This window comes from bacterium (genome assembly GCA_040755755.1).
In the GTDB taxonomy this organism is placed as follows: Bacteria; SZUA-182; SZUA-182; order DTGQ01; family DTGQ01; genus DTGQ01.
Map to the genome: position 1 here is coordinate 94,709 of JBFLZW010000033.1, position 22,924 is coordinate 117,632.

The window sequence follows — 22,924 nt, forward strand, 5'->3', positions numbered from 1 at the left end:
TCGCGCTTTTTCCTCATATCTACTTCAGAGCAAAGCCGCTAACAAAAGTATGCCTTTGTTCGCCCTGTGACTCAACAACAGGATAATAGCGATCTTTCCTGGCTAGGCCCCTTGTCACTACATGATTACTGATACTCTCAAGTAGAGAGCGCTCCTCGCTGCCAGAGGCCGCAAGCTCAATCAATGCCTGCAGGAACTGGTGAAAAAGTGCATTCCTGCGAAGCCCCTTCGCATTGAGATATTCATCCACTTTTACCACATCCCCCGCCTTCCAAAGGTACATCAGGTGATGAACCTGGTCGATGAGCGGAACCGGACGTGCATTGGGGGAGGCTTTGGTAAGTGATGCATGGTCCGGTTTCTTCTGCCTGCGCCTGTTCCAGGGCTTCAGTTTTACCTTGCTGCCTGAAGATCCTGATGAGTCGGCCTCGTCGATATCTTCATCGGTATCACCGGCTCCATTTCCATCTCCATCTTCATCGCCATCGACTGATTCTGCCAATGATTCCGCCTGGTCCTCATCGGAGGATGAGCTTCCTGTCTGGGTAAGAATATCGTAGGTTCCGACGAGATCCCGGTCAGACAGGCCGCACGATACGGCATAGAGTATACAGGCACCGGCAGGTGCCTCCTTCATGCCAAAATCGTGACGGTGGAGGAGGTAATAGGTAGTCACATCGTCCAGGCCGCTCACTGCCTCAGTCCCGCCATTGCCAGAGAGCACGCGGCCAACCACAAAATCCACCACCATGCGCCGGACATGGCGCAGGAACTCTGACACAGTCATTAGTTGCCCAGGTTCATTGGCCTTCTTTACCACGGGGTGTTTGCTGTAGGCTTCCAGCGCTGGCCCAGTGGCAGCCCAGACAAAGTCAGGCCCACGGATGCCAGCATCCCAGAACTCACGCAGACGGGTGGTGATTTTTGCCTGCATCTCCTCCAGAACCCGGTTGTCCCACCCTGGCCGGGCAGACTCAGACCGTTTCCTGCAAACCAGCCAGACGGAGGATGCAAGGGCGGCGGAGGAGAGGGCGCGAGTGCGATTACCCATTTCAGTTTGAATAGGCCAACTTCCATCTACTACAAATCCAGCTCGAATGATAGCCGAAGCCAGAGTTTCCCATGCGTCTGGCTGCTTATGGGCAAATACGATGACAAGTCTGCCTTCGGATCTCAACGCATGGTGGGTAGCCTGAAAGGCGCGATACATACCATTCTCATAAGCTGCCTAAGCTGCCTTGGATTTTTGCTTGTCCCCTTCAAAACGGCTGGCGTCGTCGATTAATTCGCCATCGCTTTGGTTGTGATTCCATTTGGGGGCGAGGGTATCATTGAATACGTTATCAATTTCAGGGGATGATCCAGGTAGTGATCGACGTAGCCAGATATAGAAGAAGTCCATTAAATCAGAATAAGGAATGGCATCATAGTATGGTGGATCGGTGATAACAATATCAGAATCGCAACCTTTAGCTGTAGTCGCTGATCTATTGATTATACTTGGAATCTCAGAAGATTGAAGGCTTAGTACCGTGCCAATCGCAAGTGCAATTCGTTCATAGCAGAGAAGATAAGAGCCAGCAAATTTGCTGATTGAAATTGCTTCTGAATAATCCCATAGTATTGGAAGAGCAAACCGTGCAAACGCATCAACTACTGCTTCAGCATCAACTTTCCATCGTACATTGGCACTATTGAACGACACTAAACGATCTATGGCTAGAGCCAAATACCCCCCCACTGCCTCCACCCACTCCTCCGGATAGCCCTCCCCCCTCATGGCATCGCGTGCAGCGCGGGTATGCTTGACGAAAGTGCCCAGCGCCAGGAGCTGGCGTGGAGTAAAGAGCTTGTACCACTGATCAAGACCATAAAGAGGCACCCTGAACCCAAGTGCCTCCTTACCTGGGAGTGGCTCCTTCGGCAACCCATACGGAATCTCGGCAAAAACGCGTTCCACCTCATTTTCCGCCTCCGCTGCCAGGCGAATCTCTTCCCCGGTTGGTATCCGATACTCTTTGCCTTTTGCCCCGTCCACAACGACAGCGGTCATGATTGCCCCAAGCCGTCCGGCTTTTCCTTCGAGGCGGATATCTTCCATAGTCATGATGGCCGCCTTACAGCACAGGCACCGTGCGCCGGAGCCGGTCATGGTGCCTGCGCCGATCTGCTTGTCGTGCTCACGCTTTTGGGCTGCGCTGCCTTCCCCTGTTGGCACATCGGTTTCAACACCAAAGACCACCCCTGTCTGGTCGGCATTTGGCTCCATAGTCAGGAGGACCCGCTTCTTTTCCTTTTTGCACAGCCACCGGGTTTTGAGCAGCGGTACAGTAGCCCGGCAGTTTTTGCATTTCACTGTCCGTGCCCACAGGTAAGCGACAGTGGGCTTTCCGTCCACCACCGGATAGAATCGCTCAAGATCGGTCTTGGCCCGCTGGAGCACCCAAAAGCCCCAGGCCCGCACATGCCAGGCAAGATCAACCTCCGGTGGAGGAGACAACACCATCTGCCTTGTGCCCGGCTTCACTTTGGCCGATTTCCCTGCCTCTTTGAAAAAGTTCTCCATGAATTCCACGGAATCCAGGGCAAAAGATGGCAGCGGCCTGCATTGCCCGGCAAGTCTTTGGGGGTATTCAAGCGTGCATTTGAGGATGAACCAGGCTACCGGGTTGATATCGATGGCTGTCGCCTCGCACCCAAGGCGCATGGCCTCCAGCGGAATGGCTCCTCCTCCGGCGAAAGGATCGAGCACCCTGGGTGGCCTGCCTCCATACACTTTCCGGATTTCCTGGCGGAACCAGTCAAGATCGGGGCCAGACTCCCGGCCCCAGTGAAGGATACCGCCCTCTGTCTCCTCGGCAATGGTCTCTTCGATCTTGCCGCCAGGCAGTTTTTTCTTTTTGGAAACCTGAATGACCTTACCGGCAAGCTTTTCCAAAAGCTTCCTGCGCTCTTCCTCGTTGCCGGGATCGGGCAGAAGTGTGGCAATGAGCGCTGCACGGCAGGCAGCCAGCGGCCTGCGTGCAGGCCAGATGTGCAAAGTCGAGATATGCCCATGCCGGACATTTTTCTCGTGGACTGAATCCATCGAGGTCTGTTTCAGGGGAAAGGCAACTTCAATCAAACGAGGTTTATCAGTCATGTTACCTCAGCAGGTATGTTTTACCGCCCATACCCATAGTTCTCTATTCTTTAAATACCAGGGGATATTTTTCTGGGTGTTCTATTGAATCGAGCTCTAAATCTATGTCTAATTCTTTCCAATGTAAATGATCCGGTGGTAAGTAGGTTATGTTAAAGATCTTTTCTACGGTAACAGCCCTAAACATAGGGAATTCCTTAAATGGAATGAAGTATTCTTTCCCCTCGACAAAGATCCATATTCCATTTTTATTAATATCTGTTACTTCACAATTTAAAGTGCTTGTCCCAGAGTTCGTTAAGCTCATGTTTTTTCTCTCCAACTATAGTGAGTATCTCCTTCAGTTGGCTCTCTTTTACCCCATAATTCCTGGCTAATTGTATATCAGGTTCCAGCCATACTTTTACTTCTCCATCCGGAGATTGGACATGAATGTGTTTTCGCCTTTCTTCTCTGCTGTTAACATAAAACCTAAGATTTTTATATCTAAAAAACGTTGGAGACATAGGGTACTATCCTAATTCAAACACATTAAACCTCAATCAGACAAGGTTTACCGCATTACCGCACATATTTTACCTCATCCAAAGGAGTGATGAAAGCGAAATGGGAATAATGCGCGGGTCAGGCACGGTAACATCATCACAGAGCGTAACCAATAAGCCGAAAGGCGCATTATTAACGGTCTTCTCCAGGAAGGCACGCAAACCGCGGGTATCTTCATAGGGATCGATGCGTCTTCGGTATTTCACTTCTATAGGTATCCGCCGCGTTCCCACGGTGAGGATAAAATCCACCTCCGGATCAGGACCGCGTAGAGGAAAATAAGCGACATCGAGGTTGGGAATAGAGGCGAAGAAGTAACCGAGGATGCTTTCAGCCAGATGGCCTGCCAGATCAGTCAGGTGCGGATTGGCAGCAAGTCCTCCAGGATCAAGAGGTATTATCTCCTGGAGCCAGCTTGCACGCAGGGCATGGTCGCAGAGGCAGATCTTGGGCGGCGATTTCTTGCGTTTCAAACGAAGTTCCAGGGGTTGGATAAGCCGTATGAGCAATGTACCATCAAGGAACCGTAAATAGGTGAGAATCCTGTTCCAGCCAATATTTCCAGCCAGCGCCTGTTGAATTTCGGGGACAAATACCGATTGACCAGCAGCCTGCCCTGCATACCGGCAGCAAAGACGAAAGACTTCTTCCAGTAATTTCTCATCCCTTTTTGCACCCCGGGGCCCCATGCGCAAGTCATGCTGAATAGCCCTTTTGATAACGGTCTCGTTGAGATGGCCAGCCAATTCCGGCCAGGCAGAAACACATTTTTCCTGGGCAATCGGGTATGCTCCCCGCTCCGAAAATGCTTGAAAAGCCAGGAGACGTATTTGCGCATCCTCTCGGGCAAGGGTTTGTGCCTGCTTCCAGAAATCCGCGCTCATAAGCTTATCAAATCCATTATCCTGCCAAAGTGGTTCGATTGAGTAGCCAAAGCGAAGTCCTGCAATTTCCCTGAGCAGCAGGGGGCCTAAATCAAGAGTGGTTACGCGGCCAGCGAGACTGTCCCTCCCGGCTTCGATGCGAAGCGAGGAACTGCCGGTGACCAGGACACGAACTGCATGGTTGTCGATCAGATTTTTAATCTGCCCTGCCCAGGTATCGAGATTTTGCACCTCATCAAGGAAGATGAAAGCCGTCTGCCCCGATATTGCTTTGGCATTGAAGGTATCACCGAGGATTTCCTTTTCAAACCAGCGGCTGATCGCCAGCACCGGCTCTCGAATACCTGCCAGGGTTGGAAGATCATCAAAGGGAACATACAGGATACGGTTTGGCGATATCCCCTCATGCAGTAAGTGTTTTATGATCTGCCGCATGAGGATGGTTTTCCCGACACGACGGGGCCCCCGTAAGACGGTGGCCGGGGTCAGTCCTTCAGCCAGTAAATGTTTCAGGCGCTTGAATGGCCACCGCTGGAATTGGGGTGATGGAAGCCCGGGTTTATCCTTCCACCAGGGATTCATGGTACGCAGGTTTTCTGATAATTCGATCGGCAGAGGATCAAATAAAGGCATCTGCTCACTCAAGATGTTGTTTCTTTTTGCAGCCATCACCTGACCCTTTTTCTCAAGCAGGTGCTCCTATTCTTTCCTGTTGTAAACTGACAATAGAACCTATGGTCTCAAAATCATGATCTACGTGCAAGACTATTGCCTGGCCATATGCTGCTGAAGCTATGAGAAGGTCTGTGGTTGGAACTGTTTTTCCTTTTCTGTCCAGGAGGAAGCCATATTGAGCCGCTCTTTCACTAACGGTATCATCGATAGGAAGTTGAGGGAGTGAGAGAAGCGTCTCCTTGAGCACTTGATATGTCTTCTCATCCCTGGCACCTCGTAATATCTCTACAACCACAATACCGCAGGAGACCGCACTTTCTTTCTCAAGAACTTCCCTGACCCTCTCTTTTACCATTTTCGACCCTTGAGGCCGTAAATACTCAATCCAGGCAGAACTATCTATGAGGAACATCCTTCCTCCTCCCTTCCAGAAACTCATCGAGAGAGAAAGAAAGTTCCACCTTCCCCTCAAGTTCCAGCAATTTCCTGGCTTTTCTGCGCCGTATGAATTCCTCAAGGGCTATTTCTACAGCCTCTTTCTTGGTCCTGGCTCCAGACAGCTTCTTGGCCTCATTGAGCAGGTCTTCTTTTATAACAAGTGTCGTTCGCATTGGTGCCCCCAATATGCATATATATTAAGCATCATATCAGATGCCATCGTGCATTTCAATTTTTTTGAAGGATTATCACATTCGATCCCGGGAATCACTGTTCTCCTTCCGCTGCTTCGAAAATGCTGCGCTCATCAACGATTACTCCTCCTTTGGTCCTGGCCACCAATTTCCTGAATGGATCCTGAACACGGATAAGTCGTGGATAAGGGGTCGCACACTCGAAAACTACATAAAGCCAATAGCGGTCGCGCAGGTTGCAGGCACTGATCCATTCATTCTCGGTAATCTCGATGTCGCCGGTCCCGGCCCGGCCCTTGACCTCAATAGCCCGCTCCCGGCCATCAGGATAAGCGGAAAGAAGATCAAAACCGGGCCGGTCAGAAAGACCGGCACAGCGTGCGCCTTCCGGCTTTGAGACATCCTTCACCGTGGCTCCGCGTGTCTCCTCATAGGACCATGCCACCCTGACCGCTATGGCCTCGATGTCCTCGTCTCTCCGGTGGATATCATCGGGGTCCTGAGAAGGGATAACCAGAGCATGGGCCAGAAACATTACCTCACCGGGAGCGATGAGCTCGGGCTCACGGCCAAGCCGGGCAAGAGCCTCATCCCTTCGCTGGATAAGCCTGCGCTGGCGTTCCCTGATTCTGGTATGTTCACCTTTGGCTCCTGGGTCCCCAAGACGGACGGCAGCGGAAATCCTGGCTCGGATAGCCGCAAGTTCCGCTTCCTGATAGTCGTATCCTTTGCGGAGGAAGCTTTCTCTCTCGGCGAGAGTTTCCCGCAGGGATTGCCGGTGGCTTTCGGCAAGCGGCCTGGCGATATGCTCAATGACATAGGTTCTGGCCATATCTTTGAAATCCCTGATAGCGGCAGCTAACGATGCGCCTAGGGGGAAGTGATGGTCGCACCCGCCTTTGAGCAGCAAAAGATGCTCTACCGGACAGGCTTCGATGTGGCCGGTCTCTTCCTGCCGTAATCCTATAAGCCGGTATTGAAGAACTCTGACTGTTTCAAGCCCTCCACCCGATGATTGTCCCTTAAGGACATTTGTCTCAGGAGACCGCCTTTCGATGGTGATCAGGAGCAGATGGAACAGGTATGGGCGATGGGCGGTTGGATCTTGAAAAATGCCCCCTTTGAGAGCTTCCCGCTTCAGGCGAGAGCAGACATACTCGCGAAAATGATCGAAGAAAAGATCGCCAGGATGGAGAAAGATGGCCTCTGATGTATCTTTTGGCCTGTAAACAGTGAAGGAACTGCGATGGGGAGGAGGATAGGTTTCAAGAGCGGGCCACAGCAAATCGAGAGCGGCGGGCTTTTGGGCGGTGAAATGAAAGCAGCCATCGAGATTTCCTTCCAGACCAAGATCGACAAGCGGTGCAGCCTTTTCGATAAAGTGGCGAACATACCCTGGCAGGAGACGATGGTAAGTCTCCTGCTCGACATCTTTCTGAAGGCGGGGAAGCTCTCTGCGTACATCACCGCCATCTCCAAACAGGCGCTGCTCACGTTCTCGAAGAGCCTGGACCTGCTCTTTGGTCATCGTCCATTCAATCCTCTTTCGAGCCGCATCCGCTCCCTCCTCGGTGACTGCCTCTTCCATATACTCTTTAAGGGATACCCCTTCGAACATCCGCCCAATAACATCAAAGACCTTATCACTGCCAAGCTCTTTGCGAATACGCTCCAGTTTTTCAAGAAGGGTTTTGAGCACCCGGCCCTCTCTGGTACTTCCGGCTACAAGATTCATGATGATAACCGGATCATGTTTCTGGCCATACCGATGGATGCGCCCCATTCGCTGCTCCAGCCGGGCTGGATTCCAGGGGATATCATAATTGACCATCAGCCAGCAAAACTGGAGGTTGATTCCTTCACCGGCTGCATCTGTAGCTATAAGATAAGTCGCACCTCCATCATCCGGGGATTTGCGGAAAAACTCAATCTGCTCTTCCCTCTCCTGATATGGCAGACCACCGTGAATCCGGGCAACCTTTCCGGTAAAGCCAAACCGCTCAAAGCTCTGGAGCAGAAAGTCAAGAGTATCTTTATGTTCAGTAAAAATAATTATTTTTTCATTCTTATACCGAGGATCCTGCACGATCTCATGAAGTTTTTCGAATTTGGAATCCTCTCCCGCTTCATGGACCCGCTGAGCAAGGTTGAAAAGACTCTGCACCTCGAGCCGCTCGGCCTCCAATTCGGCCAGAGTGACAGCAGTAACTCCTCCAAAGGCTCTGTCTTCGGCGATCTCATGTTCTTCACGGCCCTCTATGGTATCCTCTTCATCCGCCGTCCTTTCATCCAGGAGGTCGCGGATATTTTCAAGCTTTTGCTGAAGGATGGCAAGCTGCTCAGGGGTAATGCGGCCTGAGCGGATATCATCGATCAGACCATCAAGCCTTTTCAGACGGCGTTCGAAGGACTTCATGAGGGCATAGGTGGAACTGGCCAGCCTGCGCTGAAAGATGCTCATGGCCAGCCGGGCAGCAGATCGATTGAGAATCCGGGCGCGGTTATAAAATACCTGCAGGTAGCGTGTCGTTTCATCGTAGAGTTTCTGCTCGCTTACATCCCCTTGAGAAAGTTCATAACTCAGGGTATCCGAGGTGCGGGTTGGATAGATGGGACTTCCATCAAACCGTACCATTTCTTCTTTGGTTCGACGGATGAAATGACGTTTGCGACTTTCAGCCGGACAGGCTTGAAATGCCTTAAAGGTGGAGAACACCTCCGGCTCAAGGAGCTTCCACAGGCAGTAATAGGGGAAATCCTTGCCCATGTGAGGAGTAGCAGTCAGTAAGAGGAGATGCTGACAGCTCCAGTCAAGCCGCCAGCGCGGATCTTCGTTCTGCGCTCCCGCCAGGGCTTCGGCAAGCCGATAGCGGTCTGTCTTGCGGATTCGAAAATCAGGTTCCTGATCGGCAGAAAGCTTATGAGCTTCATCAAAGATTACCAGATCATACGGCGCAACCAGTGAGTCCTGAAGACAGGAGAACATCCTTTCGCCGCACAGAGTATCCACACTGATAATGAGAAGACCGCTGTCAGATCCCACAAAGGGATTATTAGTGGATCTGGCCTGACTCCCGGCAACTACCCGAAACGGCAGGCTGAAGAGGCTGCGCATCTCCCTCTCCCAGTTGCCCACAAGCCCTGCCGGAGGGATAATCAGCACCCGGTGAATAAATTGACGGGACAGCATCTCCCGAATATAGAGGCCGGTCATAATCGTCTTGCCTGCACCTGCATCATCGGCCAGGAGGAAGCGAAGCCGGGGCTGATGAAGCATGTGTTCATAGACCGCAATCCGCTGATGGGGGAGAGGATCGACCAGGGAAATCTCAGTGGCCAGGACAGGGTTGAAAAGATACCCATAGGTGAGACGCTCACCTTCAGCCACAACCCGGACAATTTCAGGGTCAGAGGAAAAGTCAGTATCAGGGGCCTGTACTTTTTCACTACCACCATCCGCTGTATGTGCTGCTCTGCATGCACCATATGCTCCATGAGGTATTTCAGGCTCTTTCACCGTATAATGTGCATTATTGTTAATACTTAAGGCCTCAATTCCCATTGCCTCGGATCGAAGAATCCGCTGCCAGGCTAGCGTTGATGGTCGTGATTGACCATTTTCCCATCGGCTTACTGAAGCATAGGAAACACACATGAGTTCCGCCAGGTTTTTCTGGGTTAAGCCGAACTCGAGACGAAGCTGCCTGATGCGGTCGGGAAAGTCTGGGGGTATCTGATACTTCAAGGTAGCACCTTATCTTCAAGTCTCTTTGAGAAAAGCAGAGGTGTTGTACAAAGTTATTGTAACGAACTTCTGCTTTACACTCCTTGGTTTGGAAACCTGCAAAATACTGGTGTTTAAGTTTCGATTTTACTCAAGGGATCAATAGTTTTAAAATCTCCTTTACCTGCTTGATTGATTAGATAATCTCCGCAGGAACCATGTCAAACCGCCCCTCAAGAAATTCAATAATTGACTGCTGCGTGGCCTCTTTGACACCTTGCCGGATTCCCTGCTGAATTCCCTTCTCGATTTCCTCATCGATCCATTCCTGGATAAAATCGGCTGTTTTAATCATCCGCATCTCCTCTTTGAAATACCCTTTCACCCAGCTTTCCTGAAAGTGGTGGAAAGCCAGAGTCATGGCTATTGACAGAAGATCGGCTCTCTCCTTTTTGGGCATTGCTTCCTCATAACCTTCCTCCCTTTGGTGGGAACCTGCAAAATATGGTGGACTGCTGGTAGTACCGGCGGCTTGTTACTGCAATTACATTCTCTGTTGTAATTATATACTACCCCGATTTCATGAGTAAAGGATTCAATTTTTTGCCTTCAATCCTCTCAGCCGGGGTATATTAATTCACATTCTGCCTTCTGTAGTTAACTCTGCCGCTACCAGGAGAAACCGCTCACGGTGCTATAGGTATAGATTGATGTCCAGGGGAAGCCCCCGCCGGTCCAGCCGGATTCTTGCCAGGTGGAGCCGGACCAGCCGGAGTAAGAGTAACTGGCCGGAGCTAGAGCGCTGCTTTCATAATACTGATAACCGCTGCCAAAAAGCCAGGGGGAACTGCTGAATGAATTGAGCGGACTGAAGGCTCCATATATTGTCCCAAAGGTGGAAGAGGTCCCGAAGGTAAACGCTGGCAGCGGGGAAGAGAACTGGGGCCAGTTCCCTCCGGAGAGGCTGGCGATCCAGGGAGAATATCCCCAGCCGGTTTGAGAAAATCCTCCGCCGGTTCCGCCGATACCTCCACCGGTGTCTGCTGCCGGTTGGGTTTGTGTGCCCGGCTGCTGGTTCTGGGGGGGGCTGGCGGTCGAGATAGTGTAGGTTTCTTTTCTGATATCCCCCTGGTTGCCATACGAATCGAGAGCGAAAACTTTCAGGGTGGTTGTGCCTGAAAAGAGCAGCGGCCCGGTATAGCAATTCGATCCGGTATTCGGGTCAGTGCCGTCGGTAGTGTAATAGATGGTGGCTGCTTCATCGGTGCTGAGGGCTATGGTTTGCGGGGAAGCAAACGAGCCGCCCACAGGAGAGACAGTGATTTCCGGGGGTCTGGTGTCAAGGGGGAATGGGGCGCTTTGGGCTTCAGCAAAGCCGTTTGCGGACTGCCCGTCATCAGCTTTGACTTTGATCCGGCAGGCGGCAAGCTCCTGACCCTCAAGCTCCTCGCCGGGCAGCCAGATGGCTGTCAGGTCTGCTCCCGTGGGTTGAGGGCCGGTTTCGGTTATCGCCCGGCTGTCTCTCCATCGGGATCCGTCCCAGTACTGGAACTGGATGTTTACCAGAGACTGTTCCTGATCGAGGCAGCGATAGGTTATGGCTATTGCCCCTTTTTCCTGCCGGCTGACTGATAGAATCTGCACCTGGGGCGGAGTATTGGTTGTAGCTTCGAATGTCATATCGATTGGATCCGCCACACCGTAGGGAGGATTCGATGCCTTGACCGTATAGGAGCCCGCCGGTATTCTGGCCGGGACAACCGCCGTAATCTGCGTACCGGCAGCATTGACCTCCGTGGTCCTGGCAGACCAGAAATGCGGCCTGCTCAGGATAGTCAGACCTGCCGATCCCGCAGCGCCCACAAGATACTCTTCGCTCAAAGACAGTCCCAGCACGTGGATCCGGTCAGGCAGCTCAACCCCGGTCATGAGAAAAGGATATCGGGGCCGGGTAAGGTCAATGACCTGCAGGCTGGAATAGCCGTCGGCTACATAGGCGCAGCCTCCCAAAACCGATACGCCCTCGGCATAGCCTGGCGTATCGCATCCAGCCGCCAGAGCAGGGCTTTGGGGCCGGGTGACATCAATGGCCACCAGACCGGTATACCCGGCAGCTATATAGACATAATTCCCCTGCCCGCAGATACCGTAAGCCCAGTCCGGTGTGGCCAGACTGCTTATCAGGGCTGGCTTGTCAGGCTGGCTGATATCGATGACCTGAAGACCTGCCCATTCATCGGCCACATAGGCCAGATTCCCTAAAACCCATACTCCGCGGGCATAGCCTGGAGTGTTGCAGCTCCCTTTCAGCACCGGTCTGTCGGGCTGGCCAAGATCGATGATCGAAAGACCGGAATATCCGGCAGCCACACAGGCATAATTTCCGGCCATGCAGATTCCATAGGCACTCTCCACCAGGGGGCAATTTGCCTTTACCACCGGCTGATCGGGCTGGCTGAGATCGATGATGACCAGACCGGAGCTTCCGGCAGCCACATAAGCATAATTTCCCCGGGTGCATACCCCCAGGGCCTCGCCCTGCGGGATGGCGCACGCTCCCACCCTGACCGGAGGATCATCCCGGAAAATGCCAAGCAGGGTGGATGCGGTAAGGTTTTCTCCATCCACGGTCAGCGTGGAAATCCCGTCGGCAGACCATCCGGGCCGGATGGATTTGATAACCGGCCTGACCTGATCGTTACCGGCATCAAGAGCACAGGGGGAGAGCTCCCCCTGCGCGTTCCTGCACAGGGTCGGGTGGTTGGGATCAGGTCCGACCTCAAAGCTGTCAACCCATCCGTCCTGATCCGTGTCCGGGCTGGTGTGACTTGTCTTCAGGGTGAAATATTCCCGGCCATCGGAAAGCCCGTCATTATCGCTGTCAGGATCAAGGGCATCGATCAGGCCGTCGGTGTCGCTGTCCAGAGGCTGCTGAGCATTTTTGCCCCATTCCAGGCCGTCATCCAGGCCATCCCCGTCCGTGTCCTTCAGGCAGGGATCAGTGCCCCAGCGAAATTCAGCCAGGTTCCTGATTCCATCGCCGTCCGGATCACCGTAAGGGCCGTGGCTGGACTTGCTGCCTGATCCGGCACCGGCGTCGCAGGGATCGAGGCAGGAGTGGCTGTACTCATATCCATCCGGCAAACCGTCGCCATCCGAGTCGGAGCTATTGATCTTCAGGCAGCCTGAAGCCTCGGTCCGGTTCGTCAGACCGTCGCCATCCTCGTCAAGGTCAGGATCAAGGAATTTGATGGCAAGGCCTGCAAGGCCGCTGCCGGGGGAGGCAATCTCAAGCCCCATCCGTTCCGTATCCCTGACCACAAGATGCACCTCCTCGGCCCGGCTGTTGGTCAGGCTGATGATCACTTTTCCGGCAGCGGTTTCCACCAGGGCCTGGTTGCGGGCGCTGTTCAGCAGCAGCACCTTGCCGACCGCAGTATCCGGTCCAAAAACCGCCGCTCCATCGACCAACAGGGTAAATCTGACCGCCTCCTGATCGGCCATGCTGCCGTCCGGCTTCTGGACCTGGCAGGTAACGTTGATACTCGATCCCGGCCATGCCGGGCCGGGAGCCTGGATAACGACTTTTTTGGACATCCGGTAATTTTCCACCCTGATCGGCTCCTGATTGCCGAAGCTGTCCACGGCGAAGAATTTCAGGCTCAGCGTGTTCTCAATAGCTATCGGCCCGCCGCTGAAGCGGGGTGATGAGATCGTGGGATTGGATCCATCGGTGGTGTAGTATATGGCGGCCACTGCCGAATCATCGCTTGCAGTCAGGGTAACGGCTGTCCGGCTGGCATAGACGCCCCCGGCCGGGGTGGCCGAAGACTTTGGCGGGGCAGTATCGAGGGCAAAGGGCTGGCTTTCTCCTTCGGCCAGATGATCAACCGCCTGCCCGTCATCTGCCGTGACCTTGATCCGGCATTGGGGGTAGAACCGGCCTGCAACATCCTCCCTGGCCTTCCAGGTGGCGGACAGCGGCAGTCCGGCCTGCTGCCTTCCCGCCGTGCTCACGCTGCTGCACGGACGCCATTCGGAGCCATCCCAATACTGAAAGGAGATGGTCAGTGAGGTCTGCTCGGTATCGAGGCAGCGGCAGTGAATAGCCACCAGGCCATCCGGCTGCTGCTGTGCCGATACATCCAGAACCTGCGGACGGGTATTGCTGTTGGCGATGGAAAAGGAAGCTTCGGAGACGGCCTGGGAGATGGTTTTCCTCACTCCCTGGTCATCGGCCCTGCAGGTCACCCTGACCAGATAATCATCCCCGTCCGCCATCCGGCTGGTATCCCAATCGTACTGCCCGTCATTTTTCTCGCCGGTTGCTATGGGTTTCCAGGTTTTTCCCCGGTCAGGGCTATAGTCGAGATCTATGGATACCGCCTCCGGACTGGCGCTGCCCTGATCAGCCAGCCATTGGATCCGGACCGTCTGTTTGAATATCTCCCCGCCCTGGGGATACAGGATGCGGATCAGGGGATTATCGGTGGTCATTTCAAAGGCGCTGCTCAGCCAGGTGGACAGGCTGCTGCTCCGGGTGGCCCTGACAGTATAAAAACCCTGCGGCAGACCGGCAGGAATGGTTACCTGGGCCTGCCCTCCTCCGGAGCTTATCCGCTCGATCCGGGTGAGCCAGAAAATCGGGCGCGAGAGTGTCTGAAGACCGGATGCTCCTGAAGCGAGATAAATGCGCTCCTGGTCGAGGCAGAGGCCCGCGGCCTGGCCGGTCAGGTTCGGGCCGAGGTGGGCTATCGGCAGCGGCTGTCCGGGGTTTTTGACATCGACGACCGCGAGGCCGGAGGCCTTATCAGCCACATAGGCATAGCCTTCGAGCACAAAGACTCCCTGTGCAGAGCCCTCGGTATTATATTCTCCAGCAAAGACCGGCTGCTCGGGGTTTTTGATATCGGCGATCTGAAGGCCGGAATCACCATCGGCTATATAGGCATAGCTGCCTGCAATAAAGACCCCGTGAGCGGAGCCCGGAGTATTATAAACCCCGGTCAGTTTCGGCTGGCCGGGATGGGTGATATCGATGACCGCAAGGCCGGAATCGCCATCGGCCACATAGGCATGGCTGCCTGCAACAAAGACCCCCTGGGCAATGCCCGAAGTGTCACAGCTTCCGACAACCTGGGGCTGGTCGGGATGGGTGATATCGATGACCGCAAGGCCGGAATCACCGTCAGCCACATAGGCATGGTCAGCGGTGATAAACACTTGAGCGGCCTGGCCGGGTGTGTCGCAGGCCCCTTTCAGCACGGGTTTTACCGGCTGGCTGATATCGATGATCGCAAGACCGCAATCACCGTCCGCCAGATAGAGATAATTGCCCAAAGCCCGGACTCCCTGCGTCCGGCCCGAAGTCTCCAGGCTTGCAGCCTGAGTTGGCTGGCCGTTATTATCGAAACCTATAACCTGGAGACCGGAATCACCGTCAGCCACATACGCATAACCCTTATGAACAAAGGCTTCATAAGCCCAGCCCGGAGTATCGTAATTCCTGGGCAGGACAGGGCTGTCGAGATGCGTGATATTGACCATCCGGAGCCCGGAACCGCCATCGGCCAGATAGGCGAAGTTAGCCAGGACAACGACCCCATAGGGGGAGCCTGGCGTGCGGCACAATGCCTTCAAGGTTGGCCTGGCCGGATTATTGGCATCAATAACCTGGAGGCCGGAATTGCCGTCAGCCACAAAAGCCATGTTCTCCCGGACAAACACCCCGCAGGCCCAGCCGGAGCCGCTTCGATACCCGTAGCTGCCCCTGAGCACGGGCTTTGCGGGCTGGCTGATATCAACAATCTGAAGCCCGCATCCGCCATCGGCTATATAAGCGCAGGCACCTGAGACAAAGACCCCCAGGGCATTGCCGGGAGTATCGAAAGCTCCCGCAAGGACAGGCCGTGCAGGCTGGCTGATATTGATGATCTGAAGGCCGGAATCACCGTCAGCCACATATGCATAATCCGAGGTCACGAAAACGCCGTGAGCCGAGCCGGGGGTATCGCAGCTTCCTCTGAGGGCTGGCCGGGCAGGCTGGCTGATATCGATGATCTGAAGGCCGCAGCGGTCGTCAGCCACATAAGCACAGGTTCCCCGCACAAAGACTCCGTAGGCATAGCCGGGAGTGTCATAGCTCCCCGTCAAAGCGGGCGCATCGGGCCGGCTGATATCGATGACCTGAAGGCCGGAATATCCATCGGCTATATAGGCAAAGTTACTCTGAACCTGCACCCCGCTGGCCCAGCCCGGAGTGTCGTAGCTTCCCCGGATGGCTGGCTGGTCAGGCTGGCTGATATCGATAATCTGAAGGCCCAGGGTATCGTCAGCCACGTAAACATAATCCCCCTGAGCATGCACGCCCTGCGCCCATCCCGTAACCCGGCAGCTTTTGCCCGGCAGAGGATCCTCTTCGTAAATGCTGATTTTGGTATCTATGGTCAGATTTTCTCCAAGGATGGATATCGGAGTGGCAGTATTGGTATAGCCCAAAGCCGGAGTTATCGATCTGATGACTGGCGCATCCCCTTCCTGCTGAGCCCAGACCGGAGGCAGAGCCCGCACCATGAGGAAGGGAACAAGGAAAATACTCATAAAAATCATGCCTGCAAGAAAATCATGACAGCGGGTAACCCGGTAAATGATACCTCTCATAACCTTATGCATACCTCATACACTCCTTGTTTTCTCTATGCCTCGAATTATGCCTTGAATTGTATTCTTTATTTCCTGCAACCCCTCTGATCATGGGGTAAATTTGCATACGGTACACAGAAATCGGGTAACTATCTCACTACCGGACACTTTTACTGTCATTCCCGCGAAAGCGGGAATCCATGCATGGTTACAGCAAACCCCTGGATTCCCGCCTACGCGGGAATGACTTGAAATACTTGCACTTACAGACACATACAGAGTCGGGAATAAAAAGTGTCCGGTAGTGAAGTAACTATAAGCAATAATGATGCTGTATGGAACTCTTGAGTGATGGTAATACTATACCCTACTATTTGCTCGAAAACAATATAATGTAAGAGATATTTAATGCCTTTACTTTACCCAAGTCCCGGAAACAGCCATATGCAGGGTGGGGCTGGGAAGGGATTTTTCCAGGGTTATGTTCCCCATGTTCCTTTTCTCGATGAGGAAGGTGAAAAATAACCATCACCCCCACCCAGCCTCCCCCCTCAAGGGGGAGGGGAGTTATGGAGGCTTTCATACAAGATGGGGAACATCTGTACCTTATAATATCCATTGCCTTTTGGAGTGGACATTGGGAGCGCAGCGGAAGCTGCTTTGAAGTGCTCACCGCACAGGTACGACTTCCTGGCATACCGCCACACCACACATCCTGGCATACTGCCCCGTCCTGGCACATCACCTGCCTGGCATACCCATGCCCAGGAAAGCGGTGTCGTGCCACCGCAGTCCAAAGCGGCTACCGCCGCGGTGGATGAGTTCCAACTTGGCTTCTGTAAGTGCCATTCGATATAGCCCCGATCCATGATATAGAATGAACCTGGTTCTGGAACCAGTTCATCAAGGATATTGACATCATGAACCTTGCCATCAGTAATTTTGATAAATGAAGGAATGCTGCCACGCAAGTCCAGCAATGTATGGAGCTTGATGGCGCCTTTCTCTGTGCGGAAGTGTGCCCAGGGGAATAGAGATAAGCATAAATCAATGGTTGTAGATAATCTGAAAGTCATACTTGAAAATTTGCAGGCCGCTTGATGCAGGCCGCTTGTGCCTACCTGATATCTGTAGTTCACTCAAGTGAAAATCCCTAAAAGGAAAAGAGGAAGAGGGGGATGAGCAGCAGCATAGCCGTAATCCCCCCCAATCCTGCCGCGTCTTAATTAGATACTGAAAAATAATTAAATACCCATATCCTGCTTTTGCAGGAGCATGGCTATTTTTTACCCAAGACATAACGATCATTCCAGGGCAGGGGGAGGGGAGCGGGGGATGCTCGATGATCATGCAGGGCTTGAGGCCGCAGGGAAGGAGGGTATAAATTTGATTTAAGCCAGGATGAAGTTTCAAGATATAACTATCCATAAGAAATAAATCTCAGGATTGAGTGGTTACTACTATCGTGTATCATGTTTTTCATGAGACCTGATTACAGAATGGAGGTAAGGTCAATGAGTACGTATGAATCCGAGGACTTTGTACGTTTTTCCCTGAGAACCGCCGCTTGCCGGTTAGGCTGCATTTGGTTGATGGTCGTGCTGATCATCATGGGACGTAGCCTCGCTCAAGCTGGAAGCCTGACCGCAAGCGCAGCCACAGGTGCAATCCAGGGGCAGATTATTGATCAGAGTGGTCGGCCTCTGGCCAATATTCAGGTTCTGGCCGTGAAGCAGCCGGATACCGCTTCCATTTACGGGTATTACGGATATACCCCTTTCCCTTATGATCTGAGCGCCTTTCCCCCCTGGATGCCTGAAGAATTAAGCAATGATCCTGATCCCTACCTGTATCCGTATGGTCCATACAGCCCCTATGGCCCTGCCGCTGATTCATCACCCCCCCAGGTTTACAGGACAGTGAGCAAGGCGGATGGAACCTTTCTCCTCGGCAGTCTGCCGGAAGGAAGGTACCGGCTCTGGGCCTACGATCTCAAGGACCAGGGATATGCGCCTTCGATCTATGGGCTTGATGCCCCTCAGTCAGCGGGCAGCCTGCTCTATGCTTATCCATCCTTCACTTCCGCCATTCAGATCCGGGTGCATACCGGGCAAACCGCCGGGCCTTTTACCCTGTCCATGACTCCGGGAGGGAAGCTGTCCGGGAAGGTTATCGATGCAGCCACCGGCCTGCCGATCAGCGGGGCACGGGTCCAGACATCGAGTCAGTATAATTATCCTGCCTTTCTCGTCCTTTCCGATTCCAGCGGGAATTTCTCTTTCCCCGCTCTGCCGGAGGGGGAATACTGGCTGAGCGCAATGGCCGAAGGATACACCAGCGGATATAGCGGCTACATCCTTCAGGAAGACCAGTATCAGGTATCAGCCGGTCAGACAACAGGAGGCTGCAACCTGAGCTTGAAGCGCGGCGGGACGGTTTCCGGTAAGATCACCAGCCAGGCAGATGGGAAACCGGTTGCCGGTGCCGAAGTCACCTGCTTCATGACCGGAGACAATCCGGCTTATGTTATATCCTCTCCGGCTGTCAGCAAGGCTGATGGCACTTACCGCATCAGCGGCCTTGAGCCGGGCACCTATGTTCCCCTGGTCCAGTATGCCCCGGGCTTTCAGGGTGCCTATTGTCCGAATACCCAGGACAGAGAGCAGGCCAGGGAGGTTCAGGTGGAATCGGGAAAGGAGACCGGCTCTGCCAATATCCAGCTTGCTCCCATTATCGGCAGGGGAATCATCCGGGGACGGGTCATCGACAAGGCCAGCGGCCTTCCGGTGGCCGGAATTCAGGTCAGTCTGAGTAAATTTTATGATCCTTACGATTACGAAGCGTATCCTGTCATGCTCCCGGCCGCAGATGCCATGTCATTGTCATCCTATGCCCCATATGGAACAGTTTCCCATATCTCGCCTCTTTCCTGTCTGCCACCCGTGGACTACCTCCGGATTAACCCGGTTCAGACCGATGAGCAGGGGAAATTTGCATTTACCGGCCTGGAAAACGGCAAATATGAATTGACCATGTATGATCCGCAGGGCAGGTATCTGAGTGGCCGCTATCCGGAATATCCCCTGGGTTACGGGGATGCTCTGGATTATCTTGAACTGTCCGAAAAGAAGACCTCTCTCGAAGGTATCGAAATCTCCCTGAAGCGCGGGGGGCGTCTGGAAGGCAAGGTCCTTGCCGGGTCCACTCCCTTGGCCGGTATCTCTGTCAGAGCCACACCCGCAAATTTGGGATTCAAGGGAGCGTATAGTTACCCGGGTGTCTACTACGTCGGCAGCGGATCGGAAGACGTGACTGATACGGATGGAGAATTCATCATCCGCGGCCTGCCGGAAGACGACTATATCCTGGTGGCTGTGGATCAGACGGGAACCCGGAACTTCCTGGCCGCCTGGTGCCAGAACGCCGGGGAGGAAAAGCCCCGCACGTTCAAAGTAACCGAAGGCAGCACCACGGGCGGCATGGTAATCTCCATGAATCCGGGTGCCTCCATCAGCGGAAGGGTTGTGGACAAGGCCGGAAAACCCCTGGCCGGGATCGTAATGTCCGCAGACCTCGAACGCTATCCTGATTCCGATCCGGCCAGGCCGTGGAATTATTACGCCTTCCCGGTCAACAGGAGTGTCATGACCGCTGAGGACGGGACTTACACCCTGGTCGGCCTGTCTGAAGGAACCTACGTTGTGAGGGCCTGGGACCAGAATCAGGAATACCTGGACGGCTGCCGATCCGGCCTCGCCGTATCCCCTCCAGCCAGTCTGTCAGCGCCTGATATGGTCTTGACCAAAAGTTTGATTCTCTCCGGGAAAGTAACTTCCAGGGATGGCAAGCCCCTGGCTGAGATTATGGTTTCCGCTACCCTCGATGACTCTTCGGATCCGGCAGGCAGCAGCGGCAAGATGCCAATCCGCACTGCGGATCAGACAGTGTCCTCCGACTCCTGCACTGCTTATCCGAGGTATCAGTCGCAAGCCTATACCGGCAAGGACGGCACCTACCGGATAACCGGCCTTGCGGCTGGAATCTACCGGCTTGAAGCAGTTGATTATCGTAATGAATACTTATCAGCCCAATACGGCACAGGAACTTCGGCCGCACTCGTAGCCGGGGCAGAAGGCGAGGAGAAGACCGGCCTTGACTTTTCCCTCGTGAAGGGCGGAATAATCAAGGGTACGGTCCTCGATCTGGCTGCCGGCAAGCCGGTTTCCGGAGCGATAGTTGCAGCCCAGCCGGAGTCTGGCTATTCGTACGGTGGCGGCCCATCTGATCTTCCTGCCATACTGCCGATCGACTATTATGGGATGAGTGCAACCTCCGGGATGTGGCCGGGGATGATTTACTCTTCAGCTTCCACTGACAATATGGGGAATTACACTCTGAAAGGGCTTCCGGATGGTAAATACCTGCTGTTTATTTCAACGCCCGATAAAAACTACCTGTCTCAGTATTATTCGGGTGCCGATAGTGAGAGCACAGCGACTCCGATCGAGATCAGGAGCGAGCAGGTTGTCGAGAATATCGATTTCAGCCTGGCTCCGGGCATCATCCTCAAAGGCGTGATCAGGGATGCCGCAACCGGCAAGCCCATAACCACAGGGTGTCTGGTCATATTAGCCACCGGGCAGGGAGCGGATCTCGATAGCGCCTACACCAATTCATCCGGGGAATATCAGTTCAAGGGACTTCAGCCGGGCACCTATCTGGTCAAGGCTGCTGACTGCCAGTATTACTACGGCGGCTTTTATCGGCTGCCAGGTACTGATCCGAAGACATCCAGCCCGATCACCGTCTCCGCCCCCGGTCCGGTGGAAGAGATCGATATCCTGCTTCAGCTCAAAGCCTCGATCAGCGGACGGGTGGTGGATGAGCTCGATAAGACACCGCTGGCCAGGATAATAGTCACGGCCATTCCACGATCGGGAAAGCCTCATGCCACCACCGATTACTATTCCTTTTCTCTATATGCATATTACTCCGCATATCAGGCAATCACCGATGCCGATGGCCGGTACACGATCAGGGGGCTGGAAGAAGGGGATTACCTGATTATGGCCCGTGATTCTGCACATGTCTATGGTCAGGAGTACTATAAAGATGTCCCTGTCAATCAGCCGGACAAAGCTACAGCCGTCCATGTGGGCTTCTCGGAAGCCAAAGGAGGTATCGACCTTGAGCTTCAGGTAGGGGAAACCTACAGCGGCGCAGCCGGCAACAGTCAATACCCGACAGCTACTTCCGCTTCCTATGGGTCTTCGGCAGCTCCCGGCCCGAATTACGGGTATTCTATATCTTACCTCCAGATGATCGGAAAATCCGGCCTGTATGGCGGCATTGCTGGCTATGGTGCCGGATATACCGGCTCGGATGCAGCCCGGCAGGCTCAATGGAATACACCTCAACCCGGAACAAACCAGTATCCGGCCCAGTATCCGATTCTTCCGGAGCGGTTGACGAATGCGGAGCCTCCGGAGATCACTTCATCGAATTCCGTGGACAGGATCAAGGCAGGCCGCACCTTTCGGTATAAGGTTGAGGTTAAAAACCAGGCAGCCGATACTTCCCTCAAGCACAGCCTGCTGCTCGGACCGGAGGGCATGGATATCGATCCTGATACCGGTCTTGTCCAATGGACTCCGTCCAACAGCGATGCCGGATGGTGTATCGTTCAGGTAATGGTCGATAACGGCAACGGGCAGGTAGCCTCGCAATCCTTCCGCCTGCGGGTCGAGGAAGACAGGACCCCGCCGGAGGAAGTCAAAAACCTGACCGCGGTGAAAGGAGATGGACAAGTCATTCTTTCCTGGACACCTCCTTCGGACCGCGATGGCGATCTGGCGGATCAGGTCCTGTATGTCAGGGAGGGACAGGAGTATGGCGCGGGGATCAATCTTGGGAAAGGTGCCTCCGGATATACGGTGAAGAATCTGAAGAATGATCAGCCCTATACTTTCAAGATTGTGACCAGAGACAACCTGGAGAATACCAGCAGCGGAGTGACCGTAGCCGCAACTCCCGCCAAGGAGCGGGTGGCCGACACCGGAGCTTCTCCGATATCATCCTGGTATTCGGGGCTTGCATCCAACAGCTATCTGTTCTCAGGAAATGCAGGCACAGCAGGCCTGTGGGGGAACCCGCCATCCCTGACTTCTTCTTCGGTATACCCGGTCTGGCCTGGCAGTACATACACTGTGTGGGGAACAACCCTGGTTCAGTCTGACAGTCTGTTCGGCTCATCGAACCCCTGGTCATCTTCGTCCTGGTCATCGCCATCCTGGTCATCCTCACTCTGGACAGGCGGCAATTTGGCAGGTACATCCCTGTATTCCTCCTCCTTCTCGACGTTCAGTCCCTGGTGGAGCAATTCCCCGACAGGTTCCTGGGGAGGAAATTCCGGTTCTCTCTGGGATTCAGACAATCTGAATCTATGGGTCCGGGACCCGATGCAGCCACGGTGGTAGCTGTTCTATTAAAGCTTTTTCTCTGCTGAGAGGTTTTGGTTTGATGCTCCCTGCATGGCCCAAGGACCTTGGGCCATGCAGGGGAGGCATATTCCCTGGTAATAATAGCTCGATAATGTTAAATCAGCCAGATTCCCGTGATCATACTGAACTACCTGATAATGGAGGCACTTCTTTCCCCTCGCCAACCCGGGGGCGTCTCT

Annotated in this window: 11 protein-coding genes and 1 pseudogene; 1 reads left to right on the forward strand and 11 read right to left on the reverse strand. The window is 53.9% G+C overall.

Annotated elements, in window-relative coordinates:
* Positions 1-19: 19 nt before the first annotated feature.
* The 11 genes and pseudogenes from AB1611_11390 to AB1611_11440 all read right to left on the reverse strand — a co-directional run bounded on the left by AB1611_11390 (position 20) and on the right by AB1611_11440 (position 17,324).
* Positions 20-1,210, reverse strand: a complete 1,191-nt coding sequence (locus tag AB1611_11390; protein ID MEW6380195.1) for a hypothetical protein — start codon at positions 1,208-1,210, stop codon at positions 20-22.
* Between the two features lie 18 nt (positions 1,211-1,228).
* Positions 1,229-3,142, reverse strand: coding sequence for a DUF1156 domain-containing protein (locus AB1611_11395; protein MEW6380196.1), 1,914 nt, complete (start codon positions 3,140-3,142; stop codon positions 1,229-1,231).
* A gap of 43 nt (positions 3,143-3,185) precedes the next feature.
* Positions 3,186-3,464 carry a DUF2442 domain-containing protein gene (locus tag AB1611_11400; GenBank protein MEW6380197.1) on the reverse strand — a complete coding sequence of 93 codons (279 nt, stop codon included), beginning with the start codon at positions 3,462-3,464 and terminating at the stop codon, positions 3,186-3,188.
* Positions 3,409-3,648: a DUF4160 domain-containing protein gene (locus AB1611_11405; GenBank protein ID MEW6380198.1), complete on the reverse strand. Its 240-nt coding sequence runs from the start codon at positions 3,646-3,648 to the stop codon at positions 3,409-3,411. The genes AB1611_11400 and AB1611_11405 overlap by 56 nt, the downstream gene beginning before the upstream one ends.
* A gap of 69 nt (positions 3,649-3,717) precedes the next feature.
* Positions 3,718-5,241: an AAA family ATPase gene (locus AB1611_11410; protein MEW6380199.1), complete on the reverse strand. Its 1,524-nt coding sequence runs from the start codon at positions 5,239-5,241 to the stop codon at positions 3,718-3,720.
* 16 nt (positions 5,242-5,257) lie between these two features.
* Positions 5,258-5,659: a PIN domain nuclease gene (locus AB1611_11415; protein ID MEW6380200.1), complete on the reverse strand. Its 402-nt coding sequence runs from the start codon at positions 5,657-5,659 to the stop codon at positions 5,258-5,260.
* On the reverse strand, positions 5,643-5,858 hold the full coding sequence (locus AB1611_11420; GenBank protein MEW6380201.1) for a type II toxin-antitoxin system VapB family antitoxin: 216 nt from the start codon (positions 5,856-5,858) through the stop codon (positions 5,643-5,645). The genes AB1611_11415 and AB1611_11420 overlap by 17 nt, the downstream gene beginning before the upstream one ends.
* 94 nt (positions 5,859-5,952) lie before the next feature.
* Positions 5,953-9,624, reverse strand: coding sequence for a helicase-related protein (locus AB1611_11425; GenBank protein ID MEW6380202.1), 3,672 nt, complete (start codon positions 9,622-9,624; stop codon positions 5,953-5,955).
* A 175-nt stretch (positions 9,625-9,799) separates the two neighbouring features.
* The gene (locus AB1611_11430; protein ID MEW6380203.1) at positions 9,800-10,063 is read right to left on the reverse strand and encodes a hypothetical protein; all 264 of its coding nucleotides are present in this window, start codon (positions 10,061-10,063) and stop codon (positions 9,800-9,802) included.
* A gap of 209 nt (positions 10,064-10,272) precedes the next feature.
* Complete coding sequence (locus AB1611_11435) at positions 10,273-16,263, reverse strand: chitobiase/beta-hexosaminidase C-terminal domain-containing protein (GenBank protein ID MEW6380204.1); 5,991 nt, start codon at positions 16,261-16,263, stop codon at positions 10,273-10,275.
* Between the two features lie 827 nt (positions 16,264-17,090).
* A pseudogene (locus AB1611_11440) lies at positions 17,091-17,324 on the reverse strand (transposase).
* 435 nt (positions 17,325-17,759) lie between these two features.
* On the opposite strand from AB1611_11440, the gene AB1611_11445 reads away from it, so the two are divergent.
* Positions 17,760-22,721: a carboxypeptidase regulatory-like domain-containing protein gene (locus AB1611_11445; protein ID MEW6380205.1), complete on the forward strand. Its 4,962-nt coding sequence runs from the start codon at positions 17,760-17,762 to the stop codon at positions 22,719-22,721.
* Positions 22,722-22,924 lie beyond the last annotated feature (203 nt).